This is a genomic window from Pseudomonas petroselini (genome assembly GCF_045037875.1).
Taxonomy (GTDB): Bacteria; Pseudomonadota; Gammaproteobacteria; order Pseudomonadales; family Pseudomonadaceae; genus Aquipseudomonas; species Aquipseudomonas petroselini.
In genome coordinates this window covers 6803436-6820960 of record NZ_CP173614.1, presented here as the reverse complement: position 1 = coordinate 6820960, position 17525 = coordinate 6803436, and the positions used below count along the sequence as shown (strand labels likewise).

The window sequence follows — 17525 nt, the reverse complement described above, 5'->3', positions numbered from 1 at the left end:
AAGGCGCGCTTGAACGTACGCACCGTCGTACAGCGAGCGCCCGAACATACGAGCAAAACGAGTTTTATATGACGAACAAAGACGTAAGCAAAGTTAAGCGCAAAGGCACCTTCAAAAGCGCCCCGCTGCCAGTTGAAGCCCATGTTGGCCCTGAGCTGGCTGGCGAAGAGCTGGTAAAAGTCGCCGTGGCGGCCCTGGAAGACGTGAAGGCCCAGGACATCCAGGTGCTGGACGTGCGCGACAAGCAGAGCATCACCGACTACATGATCATCGCCACCGGTACCTCGAACCGCCAGATCGGCGCGATGCTCGACAAGGTCCGCGAAGCCGTCAAAGCCCAAGGCGTGAAGCCGCTGGGTGAAGAAGGCAAGGGCGACAGCGACTGGGTGCTGCTGGACATGGACGACGTGATCGTTCACATGATGACTTCCAACGCTCGCCAGTTCTATGACCTGGAGCGTCTGTGGAAAGGCGCCGAGCAGAGCCGTGCCGCCGATGGCAAGCACCACAGCCCGGAAGTGGGCCACGCGCACTTCGACAAGCTCAACAAAGACCAGGAATAAGGAACGGCTGTGCGCCTGCGTCTGATCGCTGTCGGTTCACGCATGCCCAAGTGGGTGGAAGAAGGCTGGCACGAGTATGCCAAGCGTCTGCCCGCTGAGCTTTCGCTTGAACTGGTGGAAATACCGCTCAATACCCGGGGCAAGAATGCCGACGTGGCGCGCTTTATCCGTCAGGAAGGCGAAGCCATGCTGGCCAAGGTCGGCCCTAACGAGCGCATCGTCACCCTTGAAGTGCACGGCAAGCCCTGGAGCACCGAGCAACTGGCGGTGGAGCTGGATCGCTGGCGCCTGGATTCGCGTACGGTCAACTTCATGGTCGGCGGCCCCGAAGGGCTGGCGCCGGAAGTCTGTGCGCGGGCGGACCAGCGTTGGTCGCTGTCGGCGCTGACGCTGCCGCACCCGTTGGTAAGGATCCTGATCGGTGAACAGCTGTATCGCGCCTGGACAGTTCTGTCCGGGCACCCTTACCACAAATAATCTGCGCCCCTCCCGATGACCCAACCGATCCGCATCAAGGACCACGAGAAAGACGCACGTCTGGTACGCGCTCGGGTCGTGTTCGGTGCTTTTTTGGTGGTGGGGTTGATCGGGGTGTTGATTGCGCGCCTGTATTTCCTGCAGGTGATCCAGTACGACTATCACTCCACGCTGTCCGAAAACAACCGGGTGCATGTGCAGCCGATTCCGCCCACCCGTGGGCTGATTTTCGACCGTAATGGCGTGGTGGTCGCGGATAACCGGCCCAGCTTCAGCCTGAGCATGACCCGCGAGCGCTCCGGCGACTGGGCGCAGGTCCTCGACGTGATCGTCGAGGTGCTGCAACTGACGCCGGAAGACCGGGTGATCTTCGAAAAACGCATGAAGCAGGGGCGCCGACCTTTCGAACCGGTGCCCATCCTGTTTGAGCTGACCGAAGAGCAGATCGCGCGGATCGCGGTGAACCAGTTCCGTCTGCCGGGCGTGGAAGTGGTGGCGCAGTTGGTACGGCATTACCCACAAGGGCCGCACTTTGCCCACTCCGTCGGCTACATGGGGCGGATCAACGAGAAAGAGCTGAAAACCCTCGACCCGGTCAATTACAGCGGCACCCATCACATCGGCAAAACCGGCATCGAGCGTTTCTACGAGCCCGAGCTGCACGGCCAGGTGGGTTACGAGGAAGTCGAGACCAACGCCCGCGGCCGCGTGCTGCGGGTGCTCAAGCGCACCGACCCGGTACCGGGCAAGGACATCGTGTTGAGCCTGGACATCAAGCTGCAGGAAGCGGCAGAGATGGCGTTGGGCGGGCGACGGGGTGCGGTGGTCGCGCTGGACCCGAAGACCGGCGAAGTGCTGGCGATGGTCAGCCAGCCAAGCTTTGACCCCAACCTGTTTGTCACGGGCATCAGCTTCAAGGCTTACGCCGAGTTGCGCGATTCCATCGACCGCCCGTTGTTCAACCGCGTACTGCGCGGCCTGTATCCGCCGGGGTCGACGATCAAACCGGCCGTGGCAATTGCGGGGTTGGACGCGGGGGTGGTCACGGCCTCCAGCCGCGTGTTCGACCCGGGCTACTACATGCTGCCCAACTACGATCACAAATACCGTAACTGGAACCGCACCGGTGACGGCTATGTCGATTTGGACACCGCGATCATGCGCTCCAACGACACCTATTTTTACGACCTGGCCCATAAGCTGGGTATCGACCGTTTGTCCGCCTACATGGGTAAGTTCGGCCTCGGCCAGAAAGTCTCCCTGGACATGTTCGAAGAATCCCCAGGCCTGATGCCGTCGCGGGAGTGGAAGCGCGCGACCCGTCGCCAGGCCTGGTTCCCAGGCGAAACGCTGATCCTCGGCATCGGCCAGGGCTATATGCAGGCAACACCGTTGCAGCTGGCCCAGGCTACCGCGCTGGTGGCGAACAAAGGCATTTGGAACCGCCCGCACCTGGCCAGGACCATCGAAGGCGAAAAGCCTTTGGATGAAAACCCGATCCCGGACATCGTGCTGCGCGACCCGTCCGACTGGACCAAGGTCAACCACGGCATGCAGCAAGTCATGCACGGCGCCCGTGGTACCGCGCGCAAGGCAGCGATCGGCGCGCAATACCGTATCGCCGGCAAGAGCGGTACCGCCCAGGTGGTGGCAATCAAGCAGGGCGAAAAATACGACCGCTCCAAGGTCCAGGAACGTCACCGCGACCATGCCCTGTTCGTCGGTTTTGCGCCGGCGGACGACCCGAAGATCGTGGTGGCGGTGATGGTCGAGAACGGCGAGTCCGGTTCTGGCGTCGCCGCGCCCGTGGTGCGCCAAGTGATGGACGCCTGGCTGTTGGCCGACGACGGCAGGCTCAAGCCCGAATATGGCGGCCCCCCTTCAAGCACCGAGGTTACGGCCAGTGAAGAGTAATTTTGACCGCATCCTCTCCAGTGAGGACGTGATGCGTCGCCGCGCGACGTTGTTGCAGCGCATGCACATTGACGGCCCGTTGCTGATCCTGCTGCTGACCCTGGCGGCCGGCAGCCTGTTCGTGTTGTATTCGGCCAGTGGCAAGAACTGGGACCTGCTGATCAAGCAAGCGTCGTCGTTCGGCCTGGGGCTGCTGTCGATGGTGGTGATCGCCCAGCTGGAGCCGCGCTTCATGGCGCGCTGGGTGCCGCTCGGTTATGTAGCGGGCGTGTTACTGCTGGTGGTCGTGGACGTGATGGGCCACAACGCCATGGGCGCGACCCGCTGGATCAACATTCCGGGGGTGATTCGCTTCCAGCCGTCGGAATTCATGAAGATTCTGATGCCGGCGACCATCGCCTGGTACTTGTCCAAACGCACCTTGCCACCGCAGCTCAAGCACGTGGGGATCAGCCTGATCCTGATCGGCGTGCCGTTTATCCTCATCGTGCGCCAGCCGGACCTCGGTACCTCGCTGCTGATCCTGGCCGGCGGTGCGTTCGTGCTGTTCATGGGCGGTTTGCGCTGGCGCTGGATCCTCAGCGTGCTGGCCGCCGCCGTGCCCGTGGCCGTGGCCATGTGGTTCTTCTTTATGCACGACTACCAGAAGCAGCGGATCCTGACCTTCCTCGACCCCGAAAGCGACCCGCTGGGCACCGGCTGGAACATCATCCAGTCGAAGGCGGCCATCGGTTCCGGCGGCGTATTTGGTAAAGGTTGGTTACTGGGCACCCAGTCGCACCTGGACTTTTTGCCCGAGAGCCACACCGACTTCATTATTGCGGTATTGGGCGAAGAGTTTGGCCTGGTAGGCATTTGCGCGCTGTTGCTGATCTATTTGCTGCTGATCGGTCGCGGCCTGGTAATCACTGCGCAGGCGCAGACGCTGTTCGGCAAATTGCTGGCCGGCGCGCTGACCATGACGTTTTTTGTTTACGTTTTCGTCAACATCGGTATGGTCAGTGGCCTGCTGCCGGTGGTGGGGGTGCCGTTGCCGTTCATTAGCTACGGCGGAACTTCGCTGGTGACATTGCTGTCAGCGTTTGGTGTTTTGATGTCGATTCATACGCATCGCAAATGGATCGCACAGGTTTGAATAAGGTGAAGATGTCAATGCAAGTAATGCGCGGCTGGGCGACTCGGCATGCGTCCTGGATGGGCCTGATTGGGCTGCTGGGCGCAACGCAAGAGGCGCAGGCCGGTGACTACGATGGTTCACCCCAGGTCGCCGAGTTCGTCGGTGAAATGACCCGCGACTATGGTTTTGCCGGTGAACAGCTGATGGGCGTGTTCCGCGAAGCCCAGAAAAAGCAGGCGATCCTTGATGCCATTTCCCGCCCTGCCGAACGTGTGAAGCAGTGGAAGGAATACCGTCCGATGTTCCTGACCGACGCCCGCGTGGCGCGTGGCGTGGACTTCTGGCGCCAGCACGAAGCGGTATTGGCGCGCGCCGAACAGGAATACGGCGTGCCGGCCCAGGTGATCGTTGCGATCATCGGCATTGAAACCTTTTACGGGCGCAATACCGGCAGTTACCGGGTGATCGACGCTTTGTCGACCCTGGGCTTCGATTACCCCCCCCGCGCCGACTTCTTCCGCAAGGAGCTGCGCGAATTCCTGCTGCTGGCCCGCGAAGAACAGGTCGACCCACTGACCCTCAAAGGCTCCTACGCCGGTGCGATGGGCTTGCCGCAGTTCATGCCGAGCAGCTTTCGCGCCTATGCCGTGGACTTTGACGGTGACGGGCACATCAATATCTGGAGCAATCCCGACGACGCCATCGGCAGCGTGGCCAGCTACTTCAAGCGCCACGGCTGGGTCGGCGGCGAACCGGTGGTGATTCGCGCCGATGTCACCGGCGATCGCGCCGACGAAGGGCTTACCCAGGGCATCGAGCCGGCCAAGACGGTCGGGGAGTTGCGGGCGTTGGGCTGGTCGAGTCAGAATGCGCTGCCTGATGATATGCCAGTGACCGCGTTCCGCCTCGACGGCGAAAACGGCCCGGAATACTGGATGGGCCTGAAGAATTTCTACGCAATCACGCGTTATAACCGCAGTGTGATGTACGCCATGGCCGTGCATCAGCTGTCAGACATGCTGGTCCAAGCACGGGGCAACAAGTAATGCGGGCATCGCCGTTCAAACAACCGCTCAAGCTGGTGGCGTTCGCCGCGTTGTCCTTGCTGGTCGTCAGTTGTTCCACCAGCCGTGGTCCGGCGCCGAAGTCCGGCGGCACGGTCGTCCGTTCCCAGCCGGGCCTGGACATCAACCGCGCGCACAAAGACGGCGCGCCGTGGTGGGACGTCGACGTGTCGAAGATCCCGGATGCCACGCCAACCCTGCACACCGGCCCGTACAAGGCCAACCCCTATACCGTACTGGGTAAGAGCTACTTCCCGTTGCAGGACTCCAAGACTTACGTTCAGTCGGGTACGGCATCCTGGTACGGCACCAAGTTTCATGGCCAGAACACCGCCAACGGCGAAGTGTATGACCTGTACGGCATGAGCGCGGCCCATAAGACCTTGCCGCTGCCCAGCTATGTACGGGTGACCAACCTGGACAACAACCGCACGGTGATCCTGCGCGTCAACGACCGTGGGCCGTTCTATTCGGACCGCATCATCGACTTGTCCTACGCCGCCGCGAAGAAACTCGGTTACGCCGAAACCGGTACCGCGCGCGTTAAGGTCGAAGGTATCGACCCCGCGCAGTATTGGGCTCAGCGCGGCAAACCGGCGCCGTTGATGCTTAACGAACCGCAAACCCAGCAGCCGCAAGTGACCGCCTCAACCGGCAAGATCGAGCAGTGGACGCCGCCACCGGCACAGCATGCGCCTGACACGGTGGTCGTACCCCATGCCGCGCCGGGCGCTTCGATGGCTGGCGGGCAATACCTGCAGGTCGGCGCTTTCGCCAACCCGGATGCGGCAGAACTGTTAAGGTCCAAGCTCAGCGGTATGGTCAACGCGCCGGTCTTCATCAGCTCCATCGTGCGTAATCAACAGACGTTGCACCGTGTGCGGATGGGCCCGATAGGCTCGCCGAGCGAAGTCGCCCAAGTACAGAACAGCGTGCGCATGGCCAACCTGGGGCAACCCAGCGTGGTCACTGCCGAATAATAAAAGATTGATGGTTCAAGCCCGTGCGCGGGCCTGGGCCCAGGTTGTTGGCTCGTTGAACAATAAAAACCCGGGGGCAAGGGGTGAGCGGGCAACCGAACACGTGACAGTCTGGAAGCGGGCTGTCTGAATAAGTTTTGCCCGCGAGGGCAAGTTTCCATAAGCAATTTCGAGAGACGGATGAACATCACCACCTTAGCCAAACGCACGTGCCTGCTTATCTCGCTGATCATCACCCCGGCCGCCTGGGCGGTTGAAATGGTGCCGGCTTCACCGCAACTGGCTGCCAAGTCCTGGGTCCTCATGGACGCTGCCAGCGGCAACGTGCTGGTCGAGAGCAACGGTGACCAGCGCCTGCCGCCGGCCAGCCTGACCAAACTGATGACGGCCTACATCGCGACCCTGGAAATCCGTCGCGGCCAGATCGGCGAGAACGACCCGGTCACCGTCAGCGAAAACGCCTGGCGTACCGGCGGTTCGCGGATGTTCATCAAGGTAGGTTCGCAGGTCACTGTGAGCGACCTGCTGCACGGCATCATCATCCAGTCCGGTAACGACGCCAGCGTCGCCCTGGCCGAGCACATCGCTGGCAGCGAAGACGCGTTCGCCGACATGATGAACAAAACCGTGGCCGACCTGGGCATGACCAACAGCCACTTCATGAACCCGACCGGTCTGCCGAACCCAGAGCACTACTCGTCGGCTCACGACATGGCGATCCTGGCGCGCGCGATCATCCGCGTCGATCCGGTGCACTACGCGATCTACTCCCAGAAGGAATTCTTCTGGAACAACATCAAGCAGCCTAACCGCAACCTGTTGCTGTGGCGCGACAAGACCGTCGATGGCCTGAAAACCGGCCACACCGACGAAGCCGGCTACTGCATGGTGTCGTCCGCTGTACGTGACGGCCAACGTCTGATCGCCGTGGTCTTCGGTACTAACAGCGAGCAGGCCCGTGCGGCCGAGACGCAAAAACTGCTGACCTACGGTTTCCGTTTCTTCGAAACCCAGACCTTCTATCAGAAGGGTGCTGAGCTGGCGACCGCGCCAGTGTGGAAAGGCGCTACCTCCCAAGTCAAAGCCGGCCTGGCTGAAGACCTGACCCTGACCATGCCTAAAGGCCAGCTGAAAAAGCTCGCAGCCAGCATGACCATGAACCCGCAGTTGGTTGCCCCAATCGCCAAGGGTGATGTGATCGGCAAGGTTGAAGTGAAGCTGGACGACAAAGTGGTTCACAGTGCCGACCTGATCGCACTGGACGCCGTCGACGAAGGTGGTATCTTCCGCCGCGTCTGGGATAGCATCCGTCTATTCTTCTACAGCTTGTTCAACTGATAGTGTGCACCTGCAAAGCCCCGTGTTGATCCGACACGGGGCTTTGCCCGTCGCCACGGCTTACGCTTACGAGGCCGTTACGCCATGACCGATAAAGAAGTAAAGGCGCCAAAAATCGAATTCCCGGTGGTGGACTATCCCATCAAGGTGATCAGCGATACCGGTGTCGGCCGTAAAGACCTGATTCTCGAGATCGTGCGTAAGCACGCGACGATCAACGATCAGCGCGTGGATGAGCGCTCCAGCTCTACCGGCAAATACACCACGATCCAGTTGCACATCGTTGCGACTGATCAAGACCAGCTCTACAACATCAACAGCGAACTGCGGGCCACCGGCTTCGTGCACATGGTGTTGTGATGTCTCAAGTCCTGGGCTTTCGCGAGCTCGGCCGGATGGACTATGAGCCCGTCTGGCACGCCATGCAGCGGTTCACGAATGAACGCGGCACGTCGGCTGAAGATGAAATCTGGCTGGTGGAACACCCGCCGGTCTTCACCCAGGGCCAGGCCGGCAAGGCCGAGCATCTGTTGCTGCCGGGTGATATTCCGGTGGTGCAGGTCGACCGAGGGGGTCAAGTGACTTACCATGGTCCCGGTCAACTGGTGGCTTACCTGCTGCTGGACGTGCGCAAGCTTGGGTTTGGCGTGCGTGACCTAGTGAGCCGCATGGAGGCTTGTCTTATCGAGTTGTTGGCCAGTTACGGCGTGACCGCCGCGGCCAAGCCCGATGCGCCCGGTGTGTACGTGGACGGCGCGAAAATCGCTTCCCTGGGGCTTCGCATTCGCCACGGTTGCTCCTTTCATGGCCTGGCGCTGAATGTGGACATGGACCTGGCACCGTTCCGGCGGATCAACCCGTGTGGCTATGCCGGGTTGGCGATGACGCAACTGAGCGACCACGCCACACCGATTAAATTTGCCGAGGTTAGTGCCCGGCTGCGTGCGCAGCTCGTCAAACACCTCGACTATGCTGAGCAGACGACCCTTATGGGCGGAATCGACTGATTATGACTACTGATGCAGTGCAAACCATGATCCCGACGCTGGACATCACCGAGCGTCCGGCCCCGGCCCCGCGTGCCAAGGTGGAAGCCGGCGTGAAGCTGCGTGGCGCCGAGAAGGTTGCACGCATCCCGGTGAAGATCATTCCGACCACCGAACTGCCGAAGAAGCCTGACTGGATCCGCGTGCGCATCCCGGTTTCGCCGGAAGTCGACCGTATCAAGGCGCTGCTGCGTAAACACAAGCTGCACAGCGTGTGCGAAGAAGCCTCCTGCCCGAACCTGGGCGAATGCTTCTCCGGCGGCACCGCAACCTTCATGATCATGGGTGACATCTGCACCCGTCGTTGCCCGTTCTGCGACGTCGGCCACGGCCGTCCGAAGCCACTGGACGTCAACGAGCCGGAAAGCCTGGCCATCGCCATCGCCGACCTGAAACTCAAGTACGTGGTGATCACCTCGGTCGACCGCGACGACCTGCGTGACGGCGGTGCCCAGCACTTTGCCGACTGCATCCGCGAAATCCGCAAGCTGTCGCCGAACGTGATGCTTGAAACCCTGGTGCCGGACTACCGTGGCCGTATGGACGTAGCGCTGGAAATCACCGCCGCCGAGCCGCCGGATGTGTTCAACCACAACCTGGAAACCGTGCCACGCCTGTACAAGGCCGCGCGCCCGGGTTCGGACTACCAGTGGTCGCTGACCCTGCTGCAGAAATTCAAGCAGATGATGCCGCACATCCCGACCAAATCCGGCCTGATGCTGGGCCTTGGCGAGACCGACGAAGAAGTGATCGAAGTCATGAAGCGCATGCGCGAACACGACATTGACATGCTGACCCTGGGCCAGTACCTGCAACCGTCGCGCAGTCACTTGCCGGTGCAGCGTTTCGTGCACCCGGACACCTTCGCCTGGTTCGCCGAGGAAGGTTACAAGATGGGCTTCAAGAACGTCGCGTCGGGCCCGCTGGTACGTTCCTCGTACCATGCGGACGAGCAGGCCAAGCTGGTCAAGGCGAGCCTGGTTTCGTAAGCCGCACCGCCGCCTCAATGTGAGAGGGGGCTTGCTGTGTTGAACGGGCTCGCTGTGGTGAGCGGGCCTGCTGTGGTGAGAGGGCTTGCTGTGGTGAGCGGGCTTGCTGTGGTGAGCGGGCTTGCCCCGCGCTGGGCTGCGAAGCAGCCCCATCCAATCTTAAGTAAACTCGCCCCCCCCTCCCACATTTTGTTTGGCGTTATTTCAGGAAGAACTGCGGATGACTGCTGCCGTACCTGCATTGCGTGCCGAAGGCACCATCGCCTTGATCGCCCCCGCTGGCCCCGCCACGCTGGACGTTGAAAAGGCCGGCCAATGGATGCGTACCCGTGGCTACGACCTGCGAATCTTCCCCGGCGTCTATGAACGCGACGGCTACCTTGCTGGCAGCGATGCAGTGCGCCTGCGTGACCTGCATGCCGCCTTCGCCGACGCTGAAATCGATGCCATCTTCTGTCTGCGCGGCGGCTACGGCACCCCGCGTCTGCTCGATAGCGTGGACTTTGACCTGCTGCGCGCCAACCCCAAGCCATTCGTAGGTTACAGCGACATCACCGCGCTGCACCTGGCAATCAGCCGTTATGCGGGTTTCGTGACCTTCCACGGCCCGATGCTCAATGCCGACCTGTTGGGCGACAAGCAACCCCCCACGGAGTCGTCACTGTTCAGCCTGTTGCGCGGTCAGTTGGGCGCCGGCAGCGAGTTGGTGCACCCGGTGGCCTACCCGTTGACCACGATCGAGCCTGGCATCGCCTGCGGGCGCTTGCTGGGTGGCAACCTGTCGATGATCGCGGCAGTCATGGGCACGCCTTACGAAATCGACGCAGAAGGCATCATCCTGTTTATTGAAGACGTCAACGAGCCGATCTACCGCATCGACCGGCTGCTGACGCATCTGCGTCTGGCGGGCAAGCTGGCACACGTTGCGGGTGTGCTGGTGGGGGATGTGGCGGGTGTGGACAAGGCTGCGCTGGAGCGGCTGCTCAAGCAGACCTTTGCGCCGTTATGCATTCCGGTATTGTCGGGCTGGCGCAGTGGGCATTGTGATCCGAACCTGACGTTGCCGATGGGCGCGTTGGTGAGGTTGGATGCGGGGGAGCAGCGGGTGGTGTTGGAGCAGGATGTGGTGTTCAGAGCCTGAAGCTGTTGTCGTCTGCCAAAACGCTATCGGGAGCAAGCCCCCTCCCACATTTGGGCCGCGTACATCCTTTGGAATGCGGTCAAATGTGGGAGGGGGCTTGCTCCCGATAGCATTAGTCGCCCTAGGCAGATCTAGCGGTTTTGCAGTGACTCGAGCAACTTCACCGTCGGATACCCATCCGCCGGCCAGCCCAGCGCTTGCTGCGCCGCACGAATCGCCTTGCGCGTATTGGCGCCGATAATCCCGTCCGGGTTGCCTGCGTCATAGCCGTTGGCACTCAGCGCCGTCTGCAAGTCGATACGCTGTGAGCGGCTCAGTGGCAGCTCATCCTTCGGCCAATCGCCGCGAATCACACCCCCGCCACCGAAACGCTCCGACAGCAGTCCCACCGCCAGTGCGTAGGACGACGAGTTGTTGTACTTGAGGATTGCGCGGAAGTTATCCAGCACCAGGAACGCCGGGCCGCGATAACCCGCCGGCAACAGCAAGGCGGCGGACAGTTGGTCGACATTGGGCGGCATGCTCGCGCCTGGCGGCAGCTGGATGCCCAGCTTCAGCCATTCAGCCACCGTCTTGCGGGTGCCGCCATCGGCCAGGGCGTAATCGAAGTTTGTCGGCAGCTGTTTCACTTCCATGCCCCACGGCTGGCCTTTCTGCCAGCCGGAGCTTTGCAGGTAGTGCGCGGTGGAGGCGAGGGCATCGGCCGGGCTGTTCCAGATATCGCGGCGACCGTCGCCATCGAAGTCCACGGCGTGGGTGTTGTAGGTAGTGGGGATAAATTGCGTCTGGCCCATGGCCCCGGCCCAGGAGCCTTTCATCTGATCGGCCTGGATATCGCCGTGCTGGATGATCTGCAGCGCTGCCAGCAACTGCGTTTGTGCAAACGCGGGGCGACGGCCTTCGTAGGCCAGGGTCGCCAGGGAGCGGATCACTGAGTTATTGCCCTGGAACTGGCCGAAATTGCTTTCCATGCCCCACACCGACACCAGCGCCTGGCGGTCGACACCATAACGTTGCTCGATGCTTTGCAGGATGTCGGCGTACTTGATCAGCAATGCCTGGCCATTACGCACGCGCACGGGAGACAGGGCGCCGTCGAGGTATTCCCATACCGGGCGGGAAAATTCCGGCTGGCTGCGGTCGGCGCGGATCACCGCCATGTCAGGGGTGACGTTGGCGAAGGCATTGTCGAACACGGCGGCGGTGATGCCGGCCTGCAGGGCTTGCACACGAAAGGCCGCCTGCCATTCGGCAAAGGTCTGGGTCGGTTGGATATCGAGGTTATCCACAGCCAGCGGGGCCACGACAGCGGGCGCTACCACGGGTGCGGTCTGGAGCTTGGGCAGCGGTTGAGCGTCGGCGGCGGTGGGTTTCTCGGCGCAGGCGACAAGCAGAATGAGGCTGGAGGCAGCGATCAGTTGGCGCAGGTGCCAACGACGGGAAAGACTAGAGGGCATGCACAGGTCCAGGGATTACAAATCAGGTGCAGACCTTATCATGCCAGAGGGGCGCTTGCCTTCAGGCAGCCAGAAAGTAAGAAGCCTCCCAGCTATTAGACTGGAAGGCTTCGCGGCGGTAGCTGCCTTTGCCCTTGCCGGCGCGTTCCTGACGGCTGCGGAACAGTGGCTGGGCGATGATGGATTTGGCCTTGTTGGGGCCATGCTTGGATGGCTTTTTGCTCATGGTTACTTCTCTCTTGGAGGGGGGAAACGGTGCGAATCATCTGCCGAAGTTGCTTGCCTGTAAAGCCCAGCACATTTGTGGAAATGTAAATGCAATCAAAATGTGGGAGGGGCTTGCCCCCGATGAGGGAGTGTCAGTAATACATCTTTGACTGATACACCGCTATCGGGGCAAGCCCCCTCCCACAGTGGATTTTCAGTGATTTGAGAGAGGGGTTATTCGGCGGGAAGTGTCAGGCGCTGGCCGGCCATCAACAGCGACAAACGGCTGAGGCTCATCCACGGCGAACCGGCCGCCTGGCCCTTGATCTGCGCATCAATGCGTTGCGCTTCAAGCAAAAGCTGCGCCCAGCGTTGCGCCGAATGCCGTTGCAGGGCTTTGCTCATCAAGGGTTTGCGCTTGTCCCACACCGGCGGTTTGGCCTGGCTGAAGGCTTTGTCCAGCGGCGTGCCCTGGCTGTATTGCAGGGCGATATTGGCCAGCACCCGCAACTCCCGGGCCAGGGCCCAGAGAATCACCGGTGGCTCGACGCCTTCACCGCGCAGGCCTTCCAGCATGCGCAGGGCGTGGGCGGGTTCGCCATTGAGGATCGCGTCCACCAGTCCGAACACATCAAAGCGCGCGCTATCCGCGACGGCGCCCTGGACGGTCTCGACGGTAATCTGCCCGTCTTCGGCCATCAGCTTGAGCTTTTCGATTTCCTGGGCGGCGGCAAGCAAGTTGCCTTCGACTCGGGCGGCGATCAGTTCCACTGCGTCCTGGGTGGCCGACAGCCCTGACTGAGACAGGCGTTGGCGAATCCACTGCGGCAACTGGTTGCTGTCCACTGGCCATATCTGGATGAACTGGGTTTGCGCCCCTTCCACCAGGGCCTTGCCCCATTTGGTTTTCTGCGCGCTGCCGTCAAGCTTGGGCAGGCTGATCAGCAAGACCGTGTCTTCGGCAGGCCGTGAGCAGTATTCAATGAAGGCGGCCGCGCCCTTGTCACCCGGCTTGCCCGACGGCAAGCGCAGTTCCAGCAGGCGTTTTTCGGCAAACAGCGACATGCTCGCGCCAGCTTGCAGCAACGTGCCCCAGTCGAAACTGGCGTCGGCGCTGAACACCTGGCGTTCATCGAAACCTTGCTGGCGCGCGGCGGTGCGAATCGCGTCGGCGGCTTCCTGGCACAGCAGCGGGTCATCACCGCTGACGATGTAGACAGGCGCGAGGCCACCTTGCAGGTGTTTGGCGAGTTGGGCGGGGGCGAGTTTCATAGGCAGGGTGAACGGGGCGTTTGAAGCGCCCCGTCTGGCTTACTCGACAGGTACTTCAACAGGCGATTGTTTCGGCGTGTTGTTTTCATACTCTTGCGCGGCTTTCAGTGCGTCGGCATCCGCCTTGGCCTTGTCGTCAGCGCGTTGCTGCAAGGTCTCGAGTTGTTCCGGGGTGATCATCGACAGGCGCAGGACCATGCGCTGCACCAGCTCACGACGCATTTCCTTGCGCACCTGGATGATTTCGGAATCCGAACCCACGAGGTTGTTGCCGTCGTGGCTGACGATTTTCTGCACTTGGATGTTGTCAGCCATCAAGGGCAGATGGTCGCGGCCCTGGATTTCAAAGTTGAGCTGGGTGCTCAGTTCGATATCGGACGCACGCCCGGCGCTGGCGTAGCTCAGGTTGCGCTGGGTTTCTTTTTCATTGACCAGGAACAACTTGTAGGTCGCGCCGGTGTAGACGTGAACGCCGCTGTTTTCCAGGACCTGACGCAGTTGCGTGACTGTCTGGCTGTAGGCGTCGCGGGCGCTGACGTCCAATTCCTTGATTGTCAGGTCAGTGGTGCCGGTGCCGCGCAGCTGGAAGCCGCAAGCGCTCAACAGCACGGCAAGGCCCATCACCAGCAAATTGCGTTTGATCATTTTGTTGCTCCCCTTGAAACCATGTGGGCCTTATCGAGGCCCTGAAGGCTTTGTTCGGCGCAGGGCTCAAGCCCCGCACCCGATCCGATTAGCTAGCGACGATATTGACCAGTTTGCCAGGCACGACGATCACTTTGCGGATCGTCAGGCCTTCGGTAAAGCGCAGCACGTTTTCGTTGACGCGGGCAGCCGCCTCGACGTCTTCGCGGCTGGCGGTGGCCGGCATATCGATCTGGCCGCGCAGTTTGCCGTTGACCTGGATCACCAGTTGCAGCGTGTCCTGTACCAGGGCGCTGTCATCCTGCACCGGCCAGCGCGCATCAATGACGGCGTCGCTGTGGCCCAGGCGGTTCCACAGGTCGTGGCTGATGTGCGGCGTGATCGGGGCCAGCAGCAGGGTGACCGTTTCCAGGCCTTCCTGCACCAGCGCACGATCCTGTTCAGTGGCTTGTGGCGCTTTTTCCAGCACGTTCATCAGCGTCATCACTTGGGCGATGGCGGTGTTGAATTTGTGGTTCTGGCCCACGTCCTGGCTGGCTTGCTTGATGGCCAGGTGGATGCTGCGGCGAATGAGTTTCTGCTCGTCGCTCAATGCGGCCACGTCCAGTTTGCCTGGCAGGCCCTGGCTGATGTGGGCGTGCGCCAGGCGCCAGACGCGCTTGAGGAAGCGGTGCGAGCCTTCGACGCCGGAGTCGGACCATTCGGCGCTCATGTCGGGCGGCGAGGCGAACATCATGAACAGGCGGCAGGTGTCGGCGCCGAACTGATCGATCATCGACTGTGGGTCGACGCCGTTGTTCTTCGACTTGGCCATCTTCTCGGTGCCGCCGATTTCCACCGGCAGGCCGTCGGCGATCAGTTTGGCGCTGATGACCTTGGCTTTGCTGTCGCGCTCGAGCTCGACGTCGGCCGGGTTGAACCAGGTGTACGCACCATTGGCTTCACGGCGATAGTAAGTCTCGGCGACTACCATGCCCTGGGTCAGCAGGTTCTTGAACGGCTCATTGGAACTCACCAGGCCTTCGTCGCGCATCAGCTTGTGGAAGAAACGCGCGTACAGCAGGTGAAGGATGGCGTGTTCGATACCACCAATGTACTGGTCCACCGGCAACCAATGGTCGGCCGCGGATTTTTCCACCAGGCCACCTTCATAGTGCGGCGAGGCGTAGCGGGCGTAGTACCACGAGGACTCGACGAAGGTGTCCATGGTGTCGGTTTCACGCTTGGCAGGCTGGCCGCATTTCGGGCAGCTGCATTCGTAGAACTCGGGCATGCGCGCCAATGGCGAGCCAGCGCCGTCCGGCACTACGTCTTCCGGCAGGATGACCGGCAATTGGTCTTCCGGTACCGGCACGTCGCCACAGCTTTCGCAGTGGATGATTGGGATCGGGCAGCCCCAGTAGCGCTGGCGGCTGATGCCCCAGTCGCGCAGGCGGAACTGGGTGCGCGAGGCGCCGAGGTTTTTCTTGATAAGTGCGACTTCGATGGCGTCGAAGGCGCCCTGGAAGTCCAGGCCGTCAAACTCGCCGGAATTGATCAGCTCACCGTGCTCGCCGTAGGCGTCTTGCCACGGGGCCGGGTTGGTGTCGCCCGAGCTGGTGCGCACCACGGATTTGATCGGCAGGCTGTACTTAGTGGCGAATTCGAAATCGCGCTCGTCGTGGGCCGGCACAGCCATGACTGCGCCATCGCCGTAGTGCATCAGCACGTAGTTGGCGACCCAGACCGGCAGCTTTTCACCGGTGAGTGGGTGCTCGACGAACAGCCCGGTCGGCAGGCCTTTTTTCTCCTGGGTGGCGACGTCGGCTTCGGCCACGCTACCGCCTTTGCATTCGGCGATGAACGCTTGCAGCTCAGGGTTGTTCTGGGCGGCCTGGGTGGCCAGCGGGTGTTCGGCGGCCACGGCGACGTAGGTCGCGCCCATCAAGGTATCCGGACGGGTGGTGAAGACTTTGAGTGCGCCCGCTTCGCCGATCGAGTCGACGTTGTACGGGAACTGCACTTCCATGCCCTTGGACTTGCCGATCCAGTTGCGTTGCATGGTCTTGACCTGCTCGGGCCAGCCCGGCAGGTCGTCAAGGCTCGACAAGAGTTCATCCGCGTAGGCGGTGATCTTGAAGTAGTACATCGGGATTTCGCGCTTTTCGATCAGCGCGCCGGAACGCCAGCCGCGCCCGTCGATCACTTGCTCGTTGGCCAGGACGGTCTGGTCGATCGGGTCCCAGTTCACGGTGCCGCTTTTTTTGTAGATCACGCCTTTTTCGAACAGGCGAGTGAACAGCCATTGTTCCCAGCGGTAGTAGTCCGGCTTGCAGGTGGTCACTTCGCGGGACCAATCCACCGCCAGGCCCAGGCTGCGCAGCTGGTTCTTCATGTAGGCGATGTTTTCGTAGGTCCACTTGGCGGGGGCCACGTTGTTTTTCATCGCGGCGTTTTCCGCCGGCATGCCGAAGGCATCCCAACCCATGGGTTGCAGGACGTTCTTGCCTTGCATGCGCTGGTAGCGCGAAATCACGTCACCGATGGTGTAGTTGCGCACGTGCCCCATGTGCAGCTTGCCGCTGGGGTAAGGGAACATCGATAGGCAATAGAAAGTCTCCTTGCCTGGCTGTTCACTGACTTCAAAGGACTTCTGCTCGTCCCAGAAGGTTTGGGCGGCATTTTCTATTTCACGGGGCTGATATTGTTCGTGCATGGCTACTTTTGAACTGAATAGGGGTGGCCTAATCCTCTTCGGTGCATGGCTCGGGTTGATCGACACCAAAAAGCGGCGCGTCCGTGCCCAAACCCTGCGGGAAGTGGAGTTACAGGAAGCGCCGTAGCATACATGACCCCACTCTATCGAGGGAAACCCTGATTGCGCAGGCAGGGCCGTCTGTCGCGGCGCCAGGCAGGTACAGCCACGGGGGCTACGCTGTTTATTGGGGAGTGAGTCATATCTTCAATGAGGTGAGGGGATGGTTGAATCGCAGCGAATCGTATCGAAACCGGATATCTACGAAGGACTGATCGACCGATTGGGTCGTGCATTGGATGCAGCGAGGACGGCGGGCCGATTGCGTGATGAACGACCTGTCGAGTTGGAACTGCGCGGTTTGAGCCGTGCGGAGCTGGAACTGATCAAGGCTTATCTGGAACGCAATGGGTGCAGCGCGCCTCCTTGGGTGGCAACCCCACCCATCAAGGAGCCTACGCATTCAGCCAAGGTGGTGTGGCTCAAGGACTTGTCGGCCGGTCGTGGCCCGGAAAAGCTCCGGTCCGCCCGCTACAAGTAATTCATTGCCCCCCTGAACGGCATCACCGCCATTTCACTGT

Annotated in this window: 17 protein-coding genes; 12 read left to right on the top strand and 5 right to left on the bottom strand. The window is 61.4% G+C overall.

Going from position 1 to position 17525, the window contains the following annotated elements; genetic code table 11:
- Window positions 1–68: 68 nt before the first annotated feature.
- From rsfS to ACI512_RS31450, 11 genes are all read left to right on the top strand, one after another.
- Entirely contained in the window at window positions 69–563 is a 495-nt protein-coding gene (rsfS, locus tag ACI512_RS31500) for a ribosome silencing factor (RefSeq protein WP_003237041.1), read from the top strand.
- 9 nt (window positions 564–572) lie between these two features.
- Window positions 573–1040, top strand: coding sequence for a 23S rRNA (pseudouridine(1915)-N(3))-methyltransferase RlmH (rlmH, locus tag ACI512_RS31495; protein ID WP_003176297.1), 468 nt, complete (start codon window positions 573–575; stop codon window positions 1038–1040).
- Window positions 1041–1055: 15 nt separating this feature from the next.
- Window positions 1056–2954 carry a penicillin-binding protein 2 gene (mrdA, locus tag ACI512_RS31490; RefSeq protein WP_015886066.1) on the top strand — a complete coding sequence of 633 codons (1899 nt, stop codon included), beginning with the start codon at window positions 1056–1058 and terminating at the stop codon, window positions 2952–2954.
- A gap of 31 nt (window positions 2955–2985) precedes the next feature.
- Window positions 2986–4089: a rod shape-determining protein RodA gene (gene rodA, locus ACI512_RS31485; RefSeq protein ID WP_015886065.1), complete on the top strand. Its 1104-nt coding sequence runs from the start codon at window positions 2986–2988 to the stop codon at window positions 4087–4089.
- 17 nt (window positions 4090–4106) lie between these two features.
- A complete protein-coding gene (gene mltB, locus ACI512_RS31480; RefSeq protein ID WP_015886064.1) occupies window positions 4107–5117 on the top strand; it encodes a lytic murein transglycosylase B in 1011 nt (336 codons plus the stop codon).
- A complete protein-coding gene (locus ACI512_RS31475; protein ID WP_231808219.1) occupies window positions 5117–6115 on the top strand; it encodes a septal ring lytic transglycosylase RlpA family protein in 999 nt (332 codons plus the stop codon). The genes mltB and ACI512_RS31475 overlap by 1 nt, the downstream gene beginning before the upstream one ends.
- Window positions 6116–6295: 180 nt before the next feature.
- The gene (locus ACI512_RS31470; RefSeq protein WP_015886062.1) at window positions 6296–7453 is read left to right on the top strand and encodes a D-alanyl-D-alanine carboxypeptidase family protein; all 1158 of its coding nucleotides are present in this window, start codon (window positions 6296–6298) and stop codon (window positions 7451–7453) included.
- 84 nt (window positions 7454–7537) lie between these two features.
- Window positions 7538–7813 (top strand): DUF493 domain-containing protein, encoded by a 276-nt coding sequence (locus tag ACI512_RS31465; protein WP_015886061.1) that lies wholly within the window; start codon window positions 7538–7540, stop codon window positions 7811–7813.
- Window positions 7813–8460 carry a lipoyl(octanoyl) transferase LipB gene (gene lipB / locus ACI512_RS31460; RefSeq protein ID WP_236378308.1) on the top strand — a complete coding sequence of 216 codons (648 nt, stop codon included), beginning with the start codon at window positions 7813–7815 and terminating at the stop codon, window positions 8458–8460. Before ACI512_RS31465 ends, lipB begins: the two co-directional genes overlap by 1 nt.
- Before the next feature lie 26 nt (window positions 8461–8486).
- Window positions 8487–9488, top strand: a complete 1002-nt coding sequence (gene lipA, locus ACI512_RS31455; protein WP_057444888.1) for a lipoyl synthase — start codon at window positions 8487–8489, stop codon at window positions 9486–9488.
- A gap of 220 nt (window positions 9489–9708) precedes the next feature.
- Window positions 9709–10629, top strand: coding sequence for an LD-carboxypeptidase (locus tag ACI512_RS31450; protein WP_236382839.1), 921 nt, complete (start codon window positions 9709–9711; stop codon window positions 10627–10629).
- A 131-nt stretch (window positions 10630–10760) separates the two neighbouring features.
- Here ACI512_RS31450 and ACI512_RS31445 read toward each other — a convergent pair whose 3' ends face one another.
- The 5 genes from ACI512_RS31445 to leuS all read right to left on the bottom strand — a co-directional run bounded on the left by ACI512_RS31445 (window position 10761) and on the right by leuS (window position 16905).
- Entirely contained in the window at window positions 10761–12086 is a 1326-nt protein-coding gene (locus ACI512_RS31445) for a lytic murein transglycosylase (protein ID WP_236382842.1), read from the bottom strand.
- A 61-nt stretch (window positions 12087–12147) separates the two neighbouring features.
- Window positions 12148–12312 carry an alternative ribosome rescue factor ArfA gene (gene arfA / locus ACI512_RS31440; RefSeq protein ID WP_003176285.1) on the bottom strand — a complete coding sequence of 55 codons (165 nt, stop codon included), beginning with the start codon at window positions 12310–12312 and terminating at the stop codon, window positions 12148–12150.
- Window positions 12313–12527: 215 nt separating this feature from the next.
- A complete protein-coding gene (gene holA / locus ACI512_RS31435) occupies window positions 12528–13565 on the bottom strand; it encodes a DNA polymerase III subunit delta (protein ID WP_064052972.1) in 1038 nt (345 codons plus the stop codon).
- Window positions 13566–13604: 39 nt separating this feature from the next.
- A complete protein-coding gene (gene lptE / locus ACI512_RS31430) occupies window positions 13605–14210 on the bottom strand; it encodes an LPS assembly lipoprotein LptE (protein WP_064052971.1) in 606 nt (201 codons plus the stop codon).
- 88 nt (window positions 14211–14298) lie between these two features.
- Window positions 14299–16905, bottom strand: a complete 2607-nt coding sequence (gene leuS / locus ACI512_RS31425; RefSeq protein WP_236382871.1) for a leucine--tRNA ligase — start codon at window positions 16903–16905, stop codon at window positions 14299–14301.
- Window positions 16906–17167: 262 nt separating this feature from the next.
- Between leuS and ACI512_RS31420 the strand changes: the two genes are divergently transcribed.
- Complete coding sequence (locus tag ACI512_RS31420) at window positions 17168–17485, top strand: hypothetical protein (RefSeq protein ID WP_064052969.1); 318 nt, start codon at window positions 17168–17170, stop codon at window positions 17483–17485.
- Window positions 17486–17525 lie beyond the last annotated feature (40 nt).